We start from the raw sequence: 15,920 nt of genomic DNA on the forward strand, positions 1-15,920 counted from the left end.
GAGCGTAAATGGATTTCGGCTGAGGTAATGAAGAAAGACCGGCAACTTGTCGAAGCCGCCGGCCTTGATATTACGCCCGAACAAGGGATTTTATAGTTTAAATACCGGCTCATTGTTTTTTAGGGAACAGACCATCTTACCAGATTCAAAACCAGGTTCTAAAGCCTTCCACTTTTCTAACTTCTCCGGATTGGCTGTTAAATACAGTGTTCCTATTGAAATTTCAATTGATTGGCGCAATGAGTAAAATGCGGCATCAAAAAAACCTTCTTGAAAAAGGTATATAGAATTGGCTATCATTTGAGACGCTTCATCAAAGAACCTATTAGCTCCAAAGGCATCGATTAATCCTGTTTCAGCCCATGTAATATTGTCTATGTCCCAAATGTATTTAGTTGCATTGGGCAATGCAAACTTCCGAACTTTCCAACGTCCTGTTTCAAAGGCTTCTTGTAATTCATCGGATATATTCTTTTCCATACTATACTAAATTTATATTGTGACATTCAGTGACAACTACTTTTTTACAAAAATAATTATAATCATTTAGAAACGAATAGATTTACCTACTCTCAACCGGCAACTGCAAAATTATTAATTTGTCGGAAGAAAACATCCTTTGGGGTTTCAAAATTTAGTTTTTTACGTGGCCTGCGGTTGATTTTGTGCTGAATCTTGCGTATAAAGGCATCCGTCAGGGTTGAAAAGTCAGTGCCTTTTGGAATGTACTGCCGTATAAGTTTATTTGCATTCTCAATTGAACCTTTCTGCCATGAACAATATGAATCGGCAAAGAACACGAGGTTCGGATCCTTCGCGCCCTTTGGCGCCAATCCCTTGGAGATCAGCTTATGCGCACAGAACTCGGAACCGTTGTCGGTTGTTATGGAGCGTATGGTTTTTCTATAAGGGAACAGCAGCCTGACCACCACTTTAGCCAGCGGCTCGGGATGCTTGCCTTCGGGCAGCCTCTCCATAAGTATCATGTTGGCGCTTCTCTCGGTAATCCTTTCTAGCTTCCTTCTTGCAAAAAAGCACGCATATAATAGAAGTAAAGACTACTATTGCATGCGTGCTTATTTTTTTGCGTAATATTTACGCAATTATTTGGTAATTCAAATTATTATCCTTACTTTTGCGTAAAAATAACGCATAAAATGAAGGATCTAAAGTATTATAAAGAAATTTTCTGTTCTTCTGAGCTTGAACTCTATTTTATGGAGGAAAATGGAAGTTGCAGTTTTGTAAAAAGAAAATATGATTACATTTATCGATACGAAGAGGCTATCGTTGCTACCAATGCTCTAATGCCTTTGGTAGACTATCCCTCGTCAGATGATAGCTTAACAATTGTAGACAGAGTGGCATTTCTTTTCGGAACAAGTGATGGATATTTCCGTTTCACAAACTTGTGCGAAACCAATAAAATAGATATTAAGGAAATCGAATGGTAAAAATGAATGAAGAAAAGCAGTATTGCTATAAATATCCGCATCCGTCAATAACAACAGACTGTGTTATCTTCGGATATGATGTAAAAGATGGACTATCGCTTTTATTGATTGAGCGAAAAGCAGAACCTTTCAAGGGTAGGTGGCGTTCCCTGGAGGCTTTATGCATATTGATGAAGATACAGAATCTTGTGCTCGAAGAGAGTTGCAAGAAGAAACTGCACTTACAGCAGCTGTGCTGGAACAGTTGGGTTGCTATAGTGATGTCAATCGCGACCCTCGTGAGCGTGTAGTAACAATAGCTTACTATGGTATCATAAAAAAAATCAAACGTCGTTGGCGGTGATGATGCAAAAGATGCAAGATGGTTTGCACTTAATGAAATACCAACATTAGCTTTTGATCATGACCGAATTTTGAGGGATGCCGTCCATAAACTAAAAGAAAAAATTCACTTTGAACCTATTGGGTTTGAATTACTACCCGATGTATTCACAATGCCTCAGTTGCAAGAACTATACGAAAGTATTCTTAACGTAAAATTTGACAGGAGAAACTTTGCCAATAAAATCCTTAAGTTAGGATTACTCGAAGAATATGGTGAACGTCCAAAGAATAAAGGTTCACGTATTCCAATAAAATATACTTTTAACAAAGAGAACTATGCCAAACTTAAAAGTTCTGGGTTTAGACTTGAATTTTAAAACTATCATAAAATGGAAAAAGCAAAAGAATATACAAGCGAGGAACAGCAATGGCTTACGGAAAATCGTTTGTCAAGATTCCAAAATAGAATCACTCCGTCTTGGATAAGAGATCTGGGGAAAAACGAGATTTTTGTGTTTGGCAGTAATGTCAACGGTTATCATGGAGGTGGTGCTGCCAGATTCGCCATGAACAACTTTGGTGCTGTATGGGGAAACGGAGAAGGTTTACAAGGTTCATCATACGCCATTCCGACGATGGAAGGACTTGATAATATGCAAGATGCCGTTAAACGCTTTTATTTGTTCGCAAGAGCTCATGTAAATTATAAGTTCTATGTAACACCTATCGCATGTGGCATAGCTGGTTATAAACCTGAAGAAATCGCACCTATGTTCTTCGAAATTGCACATTTGGAAAATGTTTTTCTCCCTTTGTCTTTTTGGAAAGTTCTCACAGATAAATTGTTACAACTATGATTACAAACGATTCTCAAATGACAGGTGCTATAGGAGAAAGTCTTGTCGTTGCAGAACTAATAAAAAAAGGGTGGGTGGCGATGAATGTAAATGCTGCCGTCAGAAACTGCAAGGCTATTGATGTAATCTGTATCAAGTGTGATGAAAACACATGGCCGCACCAATCTTCGCTTATACAAGTAAAAGCAAGACGCGGAAAGGATTTTCCTACCGGCTTTTCACTTAGGCAGAGCATCAACTTGGAAGAACTAAACAGAGAGGTGAAAGGACCTTATGTTTTTGTTTCATTAGATGAAGACAACAATCCTGATTATTATATTTTGTCTCGCAGCCAATTCATAAAGCTGCTCTATTCGCTTAGTGATAGATACTGCAACAAAATTCAACGCGAGAAACCATTGAACCTGTCGCTACCAGCAGAACTCCATTTGGGGCTTTTGCAAGGAAACGATGGCAGACCGAGTAAAGGCTTGCCAGGTTTTAAGAATCCTTTCCCAGGAAATATATTCCATAATGCTTGGGAAAACATCTGGAAAGATTAGAATAGACACTATCCTAAATTCTACCGCATACCATTGTAGACAATTAGGTCTATAAGGGTATGCGGTTCTTTTTTTCATACTCAATATTACTCCCGAGATTTATTGAAATTATTGTGCAAAGGTATTTGTTATGCCTTATCGCTTTGCAAGGTCAAGGCTCTGCTTGGCTTCCAAAATCTCCACGCCTACGGGTCGTATTTTGGTGCCAAACCTTGCATCGATGTGCATAACACCTTTTTAAGGCACATAAATTCTAACAAATCCCGGAAGTAGTTTTACTACGAAAGGGAAAATAAAATTTTTGAAGTATGAGCAATATTTGTGACACGCAGTACAAGGTGAGAGGTTCACGCAAGGCATTGAGCGACCTTTGGAACACCCTTCAGATGATGGAGGTGAATAGTAAGGATGTCTATCTTTACAAGTTGGCAGAGCACTATGGCATTGACTATGAGCATAGAGGTATATCTGTTCGTGGAAAAATCTACTGGGCAGAGTTCGAGGATGGAGGACTGTTGTCGTTTGACACCGAAAGTGCATGGTCGGCTTGCGACCTGTTCTTTGATGAATTGAATAAGGTCCTTGGCAATGAACTTTCTATAAGTTACCGTGAGATAGAATGTGGATGTGAGATATTTTACGTCCACGATGTAGGAGGTTTCTTTCCCGAAGAGTGTTGTGTAAGCCGAGATTCAATAACGAAGTGCAAAATTTTCGTACTGAATAGCCACCACATTTTTGACGCTCGAGACTTAATGGCGGATTGGGGATGGGGCTTCACAAACCCACAGCCCCTCCCCAATCCGATATTAAGTCGCGCAAAAGGTAACTTTCAACTTGCAATACAAAAAAAGGAGACCGAAGTCTCCCTGAGATTAACTAATTTTGTGTTGCATATGTATAAACAATTAACCTCGGAGCAAAGGTCGCAAATTTTCGTCTTGCTCCAAAAGAAAATCAAGAGAAAAGAAATCGCCCTTCTTGTAGGGTGCAGTCAGTCAACGCTCAGCCGTGAAATCAGGCGTAATTCAACAGATAAAGGCAACTATCTGTGGGATAAGGCTCACGCAAAGGCAATGGATCGCCGGAAGCGTACCACAGCCAACCATGCAAAAGATCCCGCAATCGTTTGGGAAGCCCTGGATCTGCTGAAGGAGGATTACTGGTCGCCCGAACAGATATCGGCGGATATGAAAAGCCGTGGCAAGAATATATCCCACGAGCTGATATATCGTCATATCCGTGCCGACCAAAGCGGAGAACTCGCCTCTTACTGTAGGCACAAGATGAGACGGCAAGGGGGCCATCTTGACACTTACCGAGAGAAGCACCAACATGATACTCATGGAGAGGCTGCCCGAAGGCAAGCATCCCGAGCCGCTGGCTAAAGTGATGGTCAGGCTGCGGTTCCCTTATAGAAAAACCATACGCTCCATAACAACCGACAACGGTTCTGAGTTCTGTGCGCATAAGCTGATCTCCAAGGGATTGGCGCCAAAGGGCGCGAAGGATCCGAACCTCGTGTTCTTTGCCGATTCATATTGTTCATGGCAGAAAGGTTCAATTGAGAATGCAAATAAACTTATACGGCAGTACATTCCAAAAGGCTCTGACTTTTCAACCCTGACGGATGCCTTTATTCGCAAGATTCAGCACAAAATCAACCGTAGGCCACGTAAAAAACTAAATTTTGAAACCCCAAAGGATGTTTTCTTCCGACAAATTAATAATTTTGCAGTTGCCGGTTGAGAGTAGGCTCAGCTGCCAAGAGAAATAAAGCCGATTTTAATCTTGAATTATCGACTCCCGACGGCTATAATTTCACTATCAATGCCGACCACGATAATTATGTCTGTGTCGGAGTTTCGGATGATGATGTGAGATCCGGATTAAAGACCAAATCCAAGGCATTCTTTAAGGAAAATGAAGCCGCTCTTAATCTTGAAAATTGTGAGAACTGGCCCTTCTACAAATTTATAGACTTTTCAAATTCAGACGGCCTATATTTGGCAGATTTCAGCGATGAGCTTACTTTTAGTCTCGTTTCTGAAAAATGCAGAGAGGAAATTGTTGGTATTATTCTCAAGCAGACACAAGAACTACTAAGACAGTATAAGCGGTCATTGAAATAATCAAAGGCGTGACAGTTTAGATTCTGCTAAATATTCTGCCCTTATTCCTATAGTTTTCATAATGTGTGAATATGATTTTCATACATTATGATTAACTTTGCAGTCAGATAAAGAAATTTGTATGGCAGACTCAACACTTCGCAAATATATCTGGCTCATAAACACCATTCTTGACGCCAGAAAAATAACTTTCAAAGAAATAAGTGACAAGTGGGACATCTCAACCCTTAACTATAAGGGGACTGAGTTGTCCAAACGCACCTTTCATAATCACCGACAGGCTATTCTCACGGAGTTGGGCGTTGACATACAATGCTCTTCAATGAGAGAGAACAGTCAGTATTTCATAGCCAATCAGGAAGAACTTGAAAATAATGAAGTGTTGAACTGGCTTACAGACAGTATGGCAACCGAGTCATTATTGCTTGAAAACAAGGCTATCTCTGACAAAATAGTTTTGGAACCCGTACCCGGAGGTCGGGAATGGCTCCCCGTTCTATCACAGGCTTTGAGAGATAATCTGCGCATAGTATTTCAATACACATCATTTCACTCAACCAAGAATAATTTGAGTGATAGGATATTGGAGCCGTTGTGCTTAAAGTTGTTCAAAAGGAGGTGGTATATGCTTGGCCAAACCGTGGATAGCGGCAAGCGGTTGATATTTGCTTTAGATCGCATCACTAAACTCGAACTATCATCAGAGCAATTTACCTATCCCGAAGATTTTTCTGCAAAAGACTTCTTCGCAAACTTCTATGGGATTTGTTCTGACGGATATTCTACTCCTACTCGGGTTATCCTGAAATGCTATCGAGAATTTCCCAAATATGTAAAATCATTACCACTACATCCCTCGCAAGAGGAACTTGAACACGGGGATGGTTTTATTACCTTTGGATACTATATGTCACCAGCATACGACTTTATTCAGGAAATAATGAGTCATGGCGATGATATTGAGGTTCTTACTCCAATATGGCTCCGGAATCTTATAAAAGAGAAATCAGACTCTCTGGCAGCGCTCTACAAGTAGTCTCAAATTTTTCTGCAAATCGTTTTCATATATGAAACGATTTTTCATACGTCCTCTATAACTTTGCCGATGAAAAGAAACAAGAGGACATTGAAAACATCGGTCAGACCTTTGCCATCTGTCTGCTGAATCCGGCAGACTTCGTTCCGAATTATCGGAGCGCACCCCAAAGTTTATTACTCGGCATCGACCCTGCACGCTGTTCACTCCGGTCGTGCATGTTTCATCACCTTCGCTTTGCTCTCGGTGATGTGAAATGCACTCCCTCGTTCACAGCGCACATTGCCGAAGCCTCGACCATCCGGCACACACGAAAGTAAGACCGATGTTTTCACTGCTCTCGCAAACTGACAAAACTATGCGAGACCAAATTGCAGAATATCTCAAGGACGTGACCATCAGTAACCGAAAGGAGTTATTTGATGTGTTGAATTTCATTGCACCGCTTATTGACGGTTGGAGTCTGGCCGAACCCAAGTCCGGCAGACAGATAATGCGATTTGCGTCAGCCAACACAAGAAAGTCCGCCTATGTCGATTTTACGATACCCAAGAAGTCAGGTGGACAAAGAAAAATCAGCGCTCCTGTCAAACCGTTGAAGGCTATCCAAACAGCACTAAATATAGTTCTGCAATCCATATTCGTTCCCGATGAACACGCCACCGGTTTTGTATTAGAGAAAAGTGTCAAGGATAACGCCATGATACACGTGGGTCAAACCTGCATATTTAATACAGACCTCGAAAATTTCTTTCCGAGCATAACAAAACTCATGGTTCGTCGGGCTCTCCATCGAGAGCTTGGTGATAGACTGCAAAGCAATGAAGTAATCAATATTATATGTAGAATTTGCACCGTTCCTGACAGTTCGGGTGTCGAGGTGCTACCACAGGGCGCACCGACATCGCCTGTTCTGTCTAACATTGTGCTGAAGAGCCTTGATAAAGATATGTCAAAGCTTGCTGAAAGAATGGAATGTAAATATTCGCGCTATGCCGATGATATTACATTCAGTCATAGTAAATCAATTCGCAGGATGAGTCCTTTCTGGCAATCAAGGATTTATAATATCATTGCGAAGTATGGGCTCAAAGTGAATGAAAAGAAGACAAGGACATTTGTACCGGGTACACGTCGAGAGGTTACCGGAGTCGTTGTAAGCGATAAAATCAACGTTCCCCGTTCTTATATAAAACAGTTGCGGGTGCTTCTTCACTTGTGGGAGAAATATGGCTATGCACAAGCACAAATCATCTTTACAAGAGATTTCTACAAGGGTATCGAAAAGAGTCTTGTCAATGTAATCGACGGTAAAATTAACTATCTTGAAATGATCAAGGGCAAAGAAGACTCTACTTATCGTAAGTTCAAAAGCAGGTTCAAACGTCTTCAGTGGGAAGAAAAACAAAGTACTAACCAAATACAAAAGGCTATATGAATATAATTTATTTACACGGACTTTCCTCGTCGGGACAGTCCAACACCGCAAAAAAACTTCGGGAGTTACTTCCGGATGATAATGTTGTCACACCTGACATTCCGGTCAGCCCAATAAAGGCTCTTCAGTTGTTACTGAGTCTTGCCGGAGAGTATGGAGCTGATGATACAATCGTAATAGGCACATCTATGGGTGCGATGTATGCCTCTCAGATGAAAGGTTATCGCCGAATCCTTGTCAATCCCGCGTTTCACGTCTCAGACCTCCTGAAAGAAAACAAGGGTGAGAGACTACAATTCTTCTCAGAGAGAGAAGATGGCAGTGAATACTTTGAGGTCTCGGAAATCTTGATCCAAGAGTTTGAAGAAATGGAGGCCAACCTGTTTTATGTCGATGACATTACTCCGGAATCGGTAATAGGACTCTTTGGTGATAAAGACGACGTATGCAACTGTCTTGACGAGTACCGCGAAAGTTATTCCTACTGGTCATCTTTCAAAGGTGGTCATCGACTTACTGAAGATGTTATTACGAACACCTTGCTCCCGGTAATCAAATGGTTGAAGCATCCGGACTACACTTCTGGTAGAACCTATTTGCCGTTTGATGATATAACTCCCGGCGACACTGGCTACATCGGCGAAATGGATAACGATGAGAATGCCTTCAAAATATATAAGAAAGGTTTAGGAGGTAAGTGGTATGAAGAAATTGTGCGTGAGTATCAGGGCACAAAACATTACGATGGGCGCGAAATCAACTTACATTTTCCGTCCCTCCCCGAAGGCGTAAACGAAGAATCGGTAGAACTTGTGTACGGCAATCGTTTCTGTCATCTCCCTTCGATTGAAATCTATGGAGAGCATGGTGTTCAAGTTACCAACGGAGACTTCATTATCAATGAAAGCATTAGTGTCCACAGAAAGTAATGGCAGAAATCCGAAATAGAATCACGGCAATATTGTCGCGAATGAAGCATGACACCTTCGAGCGCGATGAGGCTCTCGCACTTAGCTTGCTCAGTGCTCTTGCCGGGGAGAGTATATTTCTCCTCGGCTTGCCCGGTGTCGGCAAATCCATGATTGCCCGCCGATTAAAACTTGCATTCGATAATGCTACCGTCTTTGAATACTTGATGTCGCGATTCTCGACACCCGATGAGATTTTCGGGCCCGTCAGCATCTCCAAGCTTAAAGATGAAGATTGCTATGAACGTGTCACATCCGGATTCCTACCCGAAGCAGAGGTCGTTTTCCTTGATGAGATATGGAAAGCCGGTCCCGCTATTCAGAACGCCCTTCTTACTGTTCTGAACGAAAAAATCTATCTCAACGGCAATCAAGAGCTTAAGTTGCCAATCAAAGGGATAATAGCAGCCTCAAATGAACTTCCGGCTAAAAACGAAGGTCTCGAAGCATTGTGGGATCGTTTTCTACTGCGATATGTTGTCAATCCCATTGAACAGAAACAGAATTTTTTTAGATTGCTTTCTGCGCAGACTTCTGAATCGACAACAGAAGAATTTGGGCCACTGACCTATGACGATTTTATTTCAGTGCAGTCAGAAAGTCGTAAGGTAACTATACCCGAGTCAGTTCTTGAAATCCTTTACACAATAAGAGGGAAACTTAACGAAAAGATAAACGCTAAAGACGTGGTTACGGGTGAGCCTGACCCTGAGAACCTAAAATATTACGTTTCTGACAGACGTTGGAAAAAGGCTGTCGGAGTCATGAAAATGTCGGCATTTCTTAATGGAAGAGATGAGATAGGTCTTTCTGACCTGCTTCTATTGTCGCACATGCTTTGGAATGATGAGCCGTCAATCCCGGTTGTCAAACAGATTATTGCCGAAACTGTTGTCGCGTCATTGTTCAGTGACATATTGGAGCAATATAAAAGTTATAAACGCCATGCTAATGTTGAGAATAATGACACACGTCTATACTCTCCGGACCAAGAACACTATATCATTCAATGCGATGATTCCCCTCTGAAGATTAAAATCAAGGATTATCAACGTATGCAGTCCTCTCCTGATGAGGTTTTCTTTGGTTCAGAGACTACAGACAGTACCCTGATGCTTCGTTCTCGGGGACAGTTCGTGATGAGGTTTGTAAAAGATGGTGTGATTTGTATCAATAACTACAACTATTTTCTCCGGACAGAATCTGATAATCAACTTAGTAAAGACTTTATTGCAGAGATCGGGGATACAATTGACGGCATTGCTAACAAACTATATGTTGAAATGAATCATAATCTTTTCATTGCAAATTCCGATTTATATACACCCATAAAAGAAGTTGTCGCGGTCTATAGAGCAAGAATAGATTTGATGTGATGAGAAAGCAACATCTGACATATCTGCGCAGAGCCACTGGCATAGCCTCTTCCATAAAGGGAGGAGCGAGAATGCTTGAAATAGTTGGCAAAATTAGGGCTGGAAAGACCCCTGTTTATCAGATGATACGGGATATTGTCTGCGACTCGCGTTTTTACTGCGTTGTGGAGGATGACCTGTTCTGGAAAAATTACGCAACGACAGTCATTCGCCATTTTATTGATTCTCTTTCATCGGAAGACTGGGAAAACGAAGAGCGAAGAACCGGGAAAAAGGAAGATTTCCTGAACGCATGGCTATCCAAACACATCTTTCCACTAAGCGTTGAAGAGAAAAGAATAATTGCAAAATCCATGCAACTTACCGCCGGTAATTCCGGCAAACCAGTTCCTCTTGGTAGCAGTGGAAATGAAGTAAACCAGGACTCTGACGGATATGACATTCAGATAGAATCAGGTATTACAGATAAATCCAATAGTCCGGATAAGATGGGCTACTCACTACCTACAGATATTGCAAACTATGCAGAATCTTCAAAAGGAAGTTCTCCCGGCCTTGAGGTTGATAGCCACAAGGCTGAAGCTGAATATCTTCAACTACTTAATCCGACAATCGTTGAACTTGCCAAGCAAATAGGTCGGAGTGGAGGCACGAGTCACGAAGTAACCGGTAAATTTCAATCTGCTTCACGAAGTGACATAAGCGGTATCACTATCGGTAATGACCTCAATTGTCTGTTGCCTTCAGAACTTGCTCTGTTAGGAGCAAAATCTACTGAAAACCTGTTTTATCAGCGATATGTTCAGAATCGTCTTCAACTGTTTTCATCCGCATCCCACTCTTTTGAGGTTGCCAATGATAAATCAGGTCCAATCTATATATGCGTTGACACAAGCAGCTCTATGGAAGGAGAACCGGAAGTGACGGCAAAAACGTTGGCTCTTGCTGTTGCTATTGTGGCTCAGAGAGATAGAAGACCGATCTGCATGATAAACTACTCCCATAATCTTTCATTTTTTATCCTCACAAATTTGCACCGTCAGCGCAAAAAATTTCTTGCATTTCTGTCTCATTCTTACGCTGGCAGTAACGATGAAAACAAACTTTTTTATTTTATTTTCAAGAAGTTGCCATCTATTCCCAAGTATAAGCTCTTTGCCGACGCATTCAAAGGGGCCGACATACTCATAATATCCGATTTTATCTGGAGTTATATTTCCAATGAAAACATGGAACTGATTCAAAAGGCTCGTAGTGAGGGGATGATATTTTACGGCTTGGGGATTGATGTCAGAGAACATCAACTCGATATGTTGGATGACCCGGAAAAACATGACGACGAAATCCGCGATGGTTATAATTTCCTAAAGCAATGCGATTATCGTTATCTGTACGAAAATGGTTCAGTTTTTGAGTATATTGAAAAGCCTTTGGTTCTATGAGACTTAAAATGAGACTTGAAGATGCGATGGTCTATGTACTGGCTACCGCCGGATATGGAATGACAACACAACGGATAGCGGAAGTTATCAATAATGAGAAACTCCACATTCGTGTTGATGGCAAACCTGTTACCGATAAACAAGTATATGCCGCTGTCTGCCATCACCCGGAAACCTTTGTCAAAGAAGGTGGTCGCATTTTGCTTTCAATGTAGAATTTTTAATCCTGTATCGCACTTTGATACATCATCATTCTACCTTTGCATCGTAAACATTAAAAACACCTAAAGATATGGAACCTATTACAAGTAATGATTTCCTTAACTCAGTTCTTGAAACTGAGGCATGGAAAGAAGTCTCTCAAAGCGGGAGCCTCAGCATGACGATGATTGAAAAGTTTGCCGACAAACTTGACTGGGAAGAGGTCAGTGGCAACAGGAATATCATCTGGACGGTCGAGGGCATAAACAAGTTTGCCAACAAAATCCATTGGGATGAATTTTCCCGTTCATGCCCGGAAAACCTTCTCTCGGAGTCAACGCTTCAAAAGTTTGCGTCCAAGTGGGATTGGAAGACGCTTTCCAATCGAGACGACATCTACAACAACTGGCGTCTGCTCGAAAAGTTTGCTGACAAGGTAAACTGGGGCGAAATCATCACCAGCTGGGATATTGAGAAGCCTCTTGAGTTCTTCTCGCGTTTCCAGCAGTACATTCCCATGTCCAAACTTCAGGACTCCCGTCTGTGGAATACAATGGTCGAAGCTCGCGCCAAGCATCTGATCCAAGAAGCCATCGGCATAGAATAAAAATCTCGGGTACGCAAATAGACTGCGTAGCAGCATAGTAATTTTGCGCCCGGATTTCAGAAGCCATTTGGCTATTTACTGAAAATCAAGTAACTTTGCACTCGCTTTCGAGCGCATAATAAAAGAAAACAATGCAGACAACGCAACTCAACATATCGTTCACAATGCTTCGCCGTAGCTATCGCAGCTTCGACAGCAGTCTCTATCGCATCAGCTATAGAGGCTACCGAAGTGTGCCCGGTGGATTGCTCCGACGATATACCTATGCGGTCTGTATGAGTTGACATAACGTAACCACAGACAATCAGGATAAAACAGTCGGAAGGTCCACAACACTTTCCGACTTTTTTGTGCCCTGTTATAGCTTATCCTATTGTCACGGCATGGCACCCAAAAACAATTCAATCATGAACGAAGAAGACTATTATCGCAGCCATGCCAGTAAACAAAAATGCACTAATAAGATACAAAACCATAGACCGGTGCCTGAGGAACAAGTACAGGCGGTGGACTCTGGATGATCTCGTCGAGGCTTGTTCAGATGCCTTGAGCGAAATGGAAGGAATAACCAGAGGCGTTTCAGTCAGGACAGTTCAGGCCGACATACAAGTCATGAGGTCTGATAAACTCGGCTACGAAGCACCTATTGAGGTTTACGAAGGTAAGTTCTACAGATACGCCGATGAGGACTACTCCATATCAAATTCGCCATTGGATTCAAATATGTGCGACCTCATTTCAGACGCAATCGACAAGTTGAGACAATTTGAGACAGTCATGCCTGCCCATGAACTCGGCGATGTCTTATCGAAGGTAAAACACAAACTCGAACTTCTGCTTGAAGACGCATAAAAAGAGAGCTTTGACATAACCTACACACGGCATATTGTCAAAGCCATTATTTGTTTCGGTACTTCCGGCAAGATTCGAACTTGCGACCCTCCCATTAGAAGTGGGATGCTCTGATCCGCTGAGCTACGGAAGCATTCACTGGTATTTCCGGCAGGAGTCGAACCTGCGACCATCTCATTCGTAGTGAGACGCTCTAATCCACTGAGCTACGGAAATATATTGTACTTCCAGCAAGACTCGAACTTGCGACCCTCACGTTCGTAGCGTGACGCTCTAATCCACTGAGCTACGGAAGCATATATTTGTTGGGGCGGTAGGACTCGAACCTACGATGTCCGAAGACGGGAGATTTTTTCGCCATGCGGCTCAAGGAGCTCCAGTCTCCTGCAATAGTCACTATGCGACACCCCAGTTTTTGCGGAAGCAGAAAGATTGGCTCAGATTGAGTTTATTTCAACGGTCTTCGCCTATTTGCAATTCGACTTTCGGAGCCTTTTGGGAGGCTCGCCCCCATAGCGAGGGCTGGTTTCTTTCTCCGAAAGCGGCAAGCCGATAACGACCGCTCACCCATACTTCCTTTTGTTTGACACTGCAAAGTTAGATAGCCCTGATGCAGCCTATCTGCGTAGCGAAGGAAAAAATTACACACATCAAAAAAATTGCTTGTAAGCACTTCATTCGAGCAAGGTGGGACTATTGCAATATCACGCCAAGATGACAAGCTTACCGGGGCGATATAGATTGGTCAGTTGTTCTCAGCATAGTACTCTGCGATAAGTGCATCAAGACATCGTTCAATTTCGTCAATGCTTTTGCCAACAGCTTGGAAAAGGAACTTATCAGACGCTCCTTCTTTCATTACTTTACGCTCCACCCAGTACCCGGACGCATCAATAATCCCAACATTGTAATCAGCATTCCATCTGAATTTCAATTCCGGGTGCTGGTCATTTGAAAACTGGATATCGCTTCCCCACCAAAGTTGAACATCTCCATTGTCAGATACACGTTCTGCTGCAACATTATATCCCCTTTTTTCAAGGAAAGCCAGGGCCTCATTTCTATTTCTTGACCACCAAGGATCATCGCTGATGCGGTCAAATCCAATCCTCCAATTGTTTGTTTTCCCATTTGCACGATAAAAACAAGAACAATTATGATACCACCGGAAGCGAAGCTCTTCGCCTCCTGAGTGACGCAATATACCTCTGATAACCCCGTCTTGTAAGAGGGCTTTTTTTGTTTGTATGCCTTCTGTATCGTATGAGTTTGACCATGGAAGTTCCGAAAGATCAGTTATGGTTTCTCTTATAAGAATCCTACGGAAGATGGGTTCAAATCGTTCTCTTCTTAGCTTATCCTTTAACTGGTTTGCCGAGAAGTCAAGACAATGAACATCACTAAACAGTTGATTCATTTGGGTGATGCTTTTTGTGAAAGCCTCTGCAAATGCGACTCTTGTATTTAGAGAGGCAGAATCATTATCTTTGTACGCCAGTCCATTTCCGTCTTTTCCGAACCACCGTTCAAAATTATGCCAAATAGCGATGAAAGTCTCGCCTACATAATTCTCGTTATGAACCAAGAGTGGTCTGAGTCTGCCCTCTAACATTGGGTGACTTTCGGAAACACGAATTGCTTTAGCCAATTCGCCTCCGTGAATGAGTAGCGAGGCTTTATAACATTCTTCTTCAAGTTGAGTTCTTTCGTATCGAGTCTTATCATATTGATTGGCAAGGTAGGATAGAATATCAAGAGAATGATTGGCAAATTCGCTATCTATACGTTTTACAAAAGCAAAGAAGGTATCCTTATCACTAACGGTATTATAGGCATAGTTTCTTACAAAGCGATTCCATTCTTGAAACTGCTGAGAAGCGTAATCTTCTCCCTTAAAACAGAGCAATCCGAATATCTCGGCACGTTTCTGGAAATTGGATGGGATATCTAATATCCCATCAGGCAAAGAGGCTTTTTCTGTATATAAAAGGTACAAAAATGGCTCTGAAACAAGGGTGGGCATTATGATTATTTTGCAAAGTACTCACTCTTCAACCAATAGGCATAAATCGGGTCCTGGAACGAGATATCACCAGCCTTATTATCCAATATATCATTCTTGATAAAGGCAATCTTTGAGCGGGATATTGAGGTCGTTGAAGAGATTTGATAGCGATGCATCACTTCGGTCGAACTGATGGCCTTTTCTCCAGCTATAAGAGCCTTGAGGTAGTTCAGTTGTAAGTGGTCAGTGTTTCGGTGATTGTTACAAACAACAGCCTTATGTGGCAGCGGTCGCTATTTTTTAAGATTGTCCGAGTAGTAATATTTTGAACAGAAAAAGAAGTATTATTTCTTTTATTGTTCAAAATATTACTATATTTGCAGTATGGACAGGCAATTAAATGAAATAGGAACCATTCCAGTAACGACTTCAATCATTGAATCGTTATATCCAGAACTTAAGTCTGCTGACAAGAAAGTAACCTGGCTCGAAAAGCAAGGGATTATCATCAGATTGAAGCGAGGACTTTATGTGATCAACCCCGAATATTCAGGAAAGACCCTATCGAGTGAGTTGATAGCCAATCATCTCTATACACCTTCGTATATTTCAATGTCTACTGCACTACGATATTATGGACTTATCCCCGAGGCTGTATATGTTCATCAATCAATGACGGTAAAGCA

Annotated in this window: 17 protein-coding genes, 4 tRNA genes and 3 pseudogenes; 17 read left to right on the top strand and 7 right to left on the bottom strand. The window is 41.9% G+C overall.

The features are described from left to right. Nucleotides 1-90: 90 nt before the first annotated feature. Both ACZM60_RS12530 and ACZM60_RS12535 read right to left on the bottom strand, forming a co-directional pair. On the bottom strand, nucleotides 91-480 hold the full coding sequence (locus tag ACZM60_RS12530) for a hypothetical protein (protein ID WP_489521667.1): 390 nt from the start codon (nucleotides 478-480) through the stop codon (nucleotides 91-93). Nucleotides 481-572: 92 nt separating this feature from the next. Further along, nucleotides 573-1,007: pseudogene (locus ACZM60_RS12535) on the bottom strand (IS30 family transposase); the annotation flags it as partial. Between the two features lie 150 nt (nucleotides 1,008-1,157). Between ACZM60_RS12535 and ACZM60_RS12540 the strand changes: the two are divergent. The 16 genes and pseudogenes from ACZM60_RS12540 to ACZM60_RS12615 all read left to right on the top strand — a co-directional run bounded on the left by ACZM60_RS12540 (nucleotide 1,158) and on the right by ACZM60_RS12615 (nucleotide 13,229). Next, the gene (locus tag ACZM60_RS12540; protein WP_443807465.1) at nucleotides 1,158-1,454 is read left to right on the top strand and encodes a hypothetical protein; all 297 of its coding nucleotides are present in this window, start codon (nucleotides 1,158-1,160) and stop codon (nucleotides 1,452-1,454) included. 202 nt (nucleotides 1,455-1,656) lie between these two features. Then, nucleotides 1,657-1,797, top strand: coding sequence for a hypothetical protein (locus tag ACZM60_RS12545; protein ID WP_489521668.1), 141 nt, complete (start codon nucleotides 1,657-1,659; stop codon nucleotides 1,795-1,797). A gap of 70 nt (nucleotides 1,798-1,867) precedes the next feature. After that, nucleotides 1,868-2,155: an NrtR DNA-binding winged helix domain-containing protein gene (locus tag ACZM60_RS12550; protein WP_489521669.1), complete on the top strand. Its 288-nt coding sequence runs from the start codon at nucleotides 1,868-1,870 to the stop codon at nucleotides 2,153-2,155. Nucleotides 2,156-2,167: 12 nt separating this feature from the next. Continuing rightward, nucleotides 2,168-2,635 carry an A1S_2505 family phage non-structural protein gene (locus tag ACZM60_RS12555; RefSeq protein WP_489521670.1) on the top strand — a complete coding sequence of 156 codons (468 nt, stop codon included), beginning with the start codon at nucleotides 2,168-2,170 and terminating at the stop codon, nucleotides 2,633-2,635. Further along, nucleotides 2,632-3,177, top strand: a complete 546-nt coding sequence (locus ACZM60_RS12560; RefSeq protein ID WP_489521671.1) for a hypothetical protein — start codon at nucleotides 2,632-2,634, stop codon at nucleotides 3,175-3,177. Before ACZM60_RS12555 ends, ACZM60_RS12560 begins: the two co-directional genes overlap by 4 nt. 896 nt (nucleotides 3,178-4,073) lie before the next feature. Further along, nucleotides 4,074-4,926: pseudogene (locus ACZM60_RS12565) on the top strand (IS30 family transposase). After that, entirely contained in the window at nucleotides 4,923-5,309 is a 387-nt protein-coding gene (locus ACZM60_RS12570) for a hypothetical protein (RefSeq protein ID WP_489521672.1), read from the top strand. The pseudogene ACZM60_RS12565 and the gene ACZM60_RS12570 overlap by 4 nt, the downstream one beginning before the upstream one ends. A 121-nt stretch (nucleotides 5,310-5,430) precedes the next feature. After that, complete coding sequence (locus ACZM60_RS12575) at nucleotides 5,431-6,345, top strand: WYL domain-containing protein (protein WP_443807461.1); 915 nt, start codon at nucleotides 5,431-5,433, stop codon at nucleotides 6,343-6,345. Between the two features lie 358 nt (nucleotides 6,346-6,703). Continuing rightward, complete coding sequence (locus ACZM60_RS12580; protein ID WP_444138253.1) at nucleotides 6,704-7,783, top strand: reverse transcriptase domain-containing protein; 1,080 nt, start codon at nucleotides 6,704-6,706, stop codon at nucleotides 7,781-7,783. Then, entirely contained in the window at nucleotides 7,780-8,712 is a 933-nt protein-coding gene (locus ACZM60_RS12585) for a YqiA/YcfP family alpha/beta fold hydrolase (protein ID WP_022436095.1), read from the top strand. The genes ACZM60_RS12580 and ACZM60_RS12585 overlap by 4 nt, the downstream gene beginning before the upstream one ends. 41 nt (nucleotides 8,713-8,753) lie before the next feature. Beyond that, nucleotides 8,754-9,594 (top strand): annotated as a pseudogene (locus ACZM60_RS12590) (AAA family ATPase); the annotation flags it as partial. Nucleotides 9,595-10,126: 532 nt separating this feature from the next. Continuing rightward, on the top strand, nucleotides 10,127-11,569 hold the full coding sequence (locus ACZM60_RS12595; protein WP_489521673.1) for a vWA domain-containing protein: 1,443 nt from the start codon (nucleotides 10,127-10,129) through the stop codon (nucleotides 11,567-11,569). After that, complete coding sequence (locus ACZM60_RS12600; protein ID WP_489521674.1) at nucleotides 11,566-11,784, top strand: hypothetical protein; 219 nt, start codon at nucleotides 11,566-11,568, stop codon at nucleotides 11,782-11,784. The genes ACZM60_RS12595 and ACZM60_RS12600 overlap by 4 nt, the downstream gene beginning before the upstream one ends. Before the next feature lie 77 nt (nucleotides 11,785-11,861). Beyond that, nucleotides 11,862-12,377 carry a hypothetical protein gene (locus ACZM60_RS12605; RefSeq protein WP_489521675.1) on the top strand — a complete coding sequence of 172 codons (516 nt, stop codon included), beginning with the start codon at nucleotides 11,862-11,864 and terminating at the stop codon, nucleotides 12,375-12,377. Nucleotides 12,378-12,508: 131 nt separating this feature from the next. Then, entirely contained in the window at nucleotides 12,509-12,661 is a 153-nt protein-coding gene (locus ACZM60_RS12610; protein WP_489521676.1) for a hypothetical protein, read from the top strand. 151 nt (nucleotides 12,662-12,812) lie between these two features. Next, a complete protein-coding gene (locus ACZM60_RS12615) occupies nucleotides 12,813-13,229 on the top strand; it encodes a hypothetical protein (protein ID WP_489521677.1) in 417 nt (138 codons plus the stop codon). A 59-nt stretch (nucleotides 13,230-13,288) separates the two neighbouring features. Here the strand turns inward: ACZM60_RS12615 and ACZM60_RS12620 are convergent. From ACZM60_RS12620 to ACZM60_RS12640, 5 genes are all read right to left on the bottom strand, one after another. Continuing rightward, nucleotides 13,289-13,362, bottom strand: a tRNA-Arg gene (locus tag ACZM60_RS12620). Nucleotides 13,363-13,368: 6 nt separating this feature from the next. Continuing rightward, nucleotides 13,369-13,445 (bottom strand) — tRNA-Arg (locus ACZM60_RS12625). 6 nt (nucleotides 13,446-13,451) lie between these two features. Beyond that, nucleotides 13,452-13,525 (bottom strand) — tRNA-Arg (locus ACZM60_RS12630). A 9-nt stretch (nucleotides 13,526-13,534) separates the two neighbouring features. Next, nucleotides 13,535-13,640: transfer RNA gene (locus tag ACZM60_RS12635), tRNA-OTHER, on the bottom strand. A 334-nt stretch (nucleotides 13,641-13,974) separates the two neighbouring features. Continuing rightward, the gene (locus tag ACZM60_RS12640; protein ID WP_489521678.1) at nucleotides 13,975-15,252 is read right to left on the bottom strand and encodes a hypothetical protein; all 1,278 of its coding nucleotides are present in this window, start codon (nucleotides 15,250-15,252) and stop codon (nucleotides 13,975-13,977) included. A 366-nt stretch (nucleotides 15,253-15,618) separates the two neighbouring features. Here ACZM60_RS12640 and ACZM60_RS12645 point away from each other — a divergent pair. Beyond that, a partial coding sequence (locus ACZM60_RS12645; protein ID WP_489521679.1) for a type IV toxin-antitoxin system AbiEi family antitoxin domain-containing protein occupies nucleotides 15,619-15,920 on the top strand: 302 nt, incomplete at its 3' end.

This window comes from Phocaeicola sp. (assembly GCF_057861905.1).

Excerpts from the sequence above, each read along its gene's own strand:
- ACZM60_RS12530 (WP_489521667.1), bottom strand. The coding sequence starts at position 480 with ATGGAAAAGAATATATCCGATGAATTACAAGAAGCCTTTGAAACAGGA.
- ACZM60_RS12540 (WP_443807465.1), top strand. The coding sequence starts at position 1,158 with ATGAAGGATCTAAAGTATTATAAAGAAATTTTCTGTTCTTCTGAGCTT.
- ACZM60_RS12555 (WP_489521670.1), top strand. The coding sequence starts at position 2,168 with ATGGAAAAAGCAAAAGAATATACAAGCGAGGAACAGCAATGGCTTACG.
- ACZM60_RS12560 (WP_489521671.1), top strand. The coding sequence starts at position 2,632 with ATGATTACAAACGATTCTCAAATGACAGGTGCTATAGGAGAAAGTCTT.
- ACZM60_RS12575 (WP_443807461.1), top strand. The coding sequence starts at position 5,431 with ATGGCAGACTCAACACTTCGCAAATATATCTGGCTCATAAACACCATT.
- ACZM60_RS12580 (WP_444138253.1), top strand. The coding sequence starts at position 6,704 with ATGCGAGACCAAATTGCAGAATATCTCAAGGACGTGACCATCAGTAAC.
- ACZM60_RS12585 (WP_022436095.1), top strand. The coding sequence starts at position 7,780 with ATGAATATAATTTATTTACACGGACTTTCCTCGTCGGGACAGTCCAAC.
- ACZM60_RS12595 (WP_489521673.1), top strand. The coding sequence starts at position 10,127 with ATGAGAAAGCAACATCTGACATATCTGCGCAGAGCCACTGGCATAGCC.
- ACZM60_RS12600 (WP_489521674.1), top strand. The coding sequence starts at position 11,566 with ATGAGACTTAAAATGAGACTTGAAGATGCGATGGTCTATGTACTGGCT.
- ACZM60_RS12605 (WP_489521675.1), top strand. The coding sequence starts at position 11,862 with ATGGAACCTATTACAAGTAATGATTTCCTTAACTCAGTTCTTGAAACT.
- ACZM60_RS12610 (WP_489521676.1), top strand. The coding sequence starts at position 12,509 with ATGCAGACAACGCAACTCAACATATCGTTCACAATGCTTCGCCGTAGC.
- ACZM60_RS12615 (WP_489521677.1), top strand. The coding sequence starts at position 12,813 with ATGCCAGTAAACAAAAATGCACTAATAAGATACAAAACCATAGACCGG.
- ACZM60_RS12640 (WP_489521678.1), bottom strand. The coding sequence starts at position 15,252 with ATGCCCACCCTTGTTTCAGAGCCATTTTTGTACCTTTTATATACAGAA.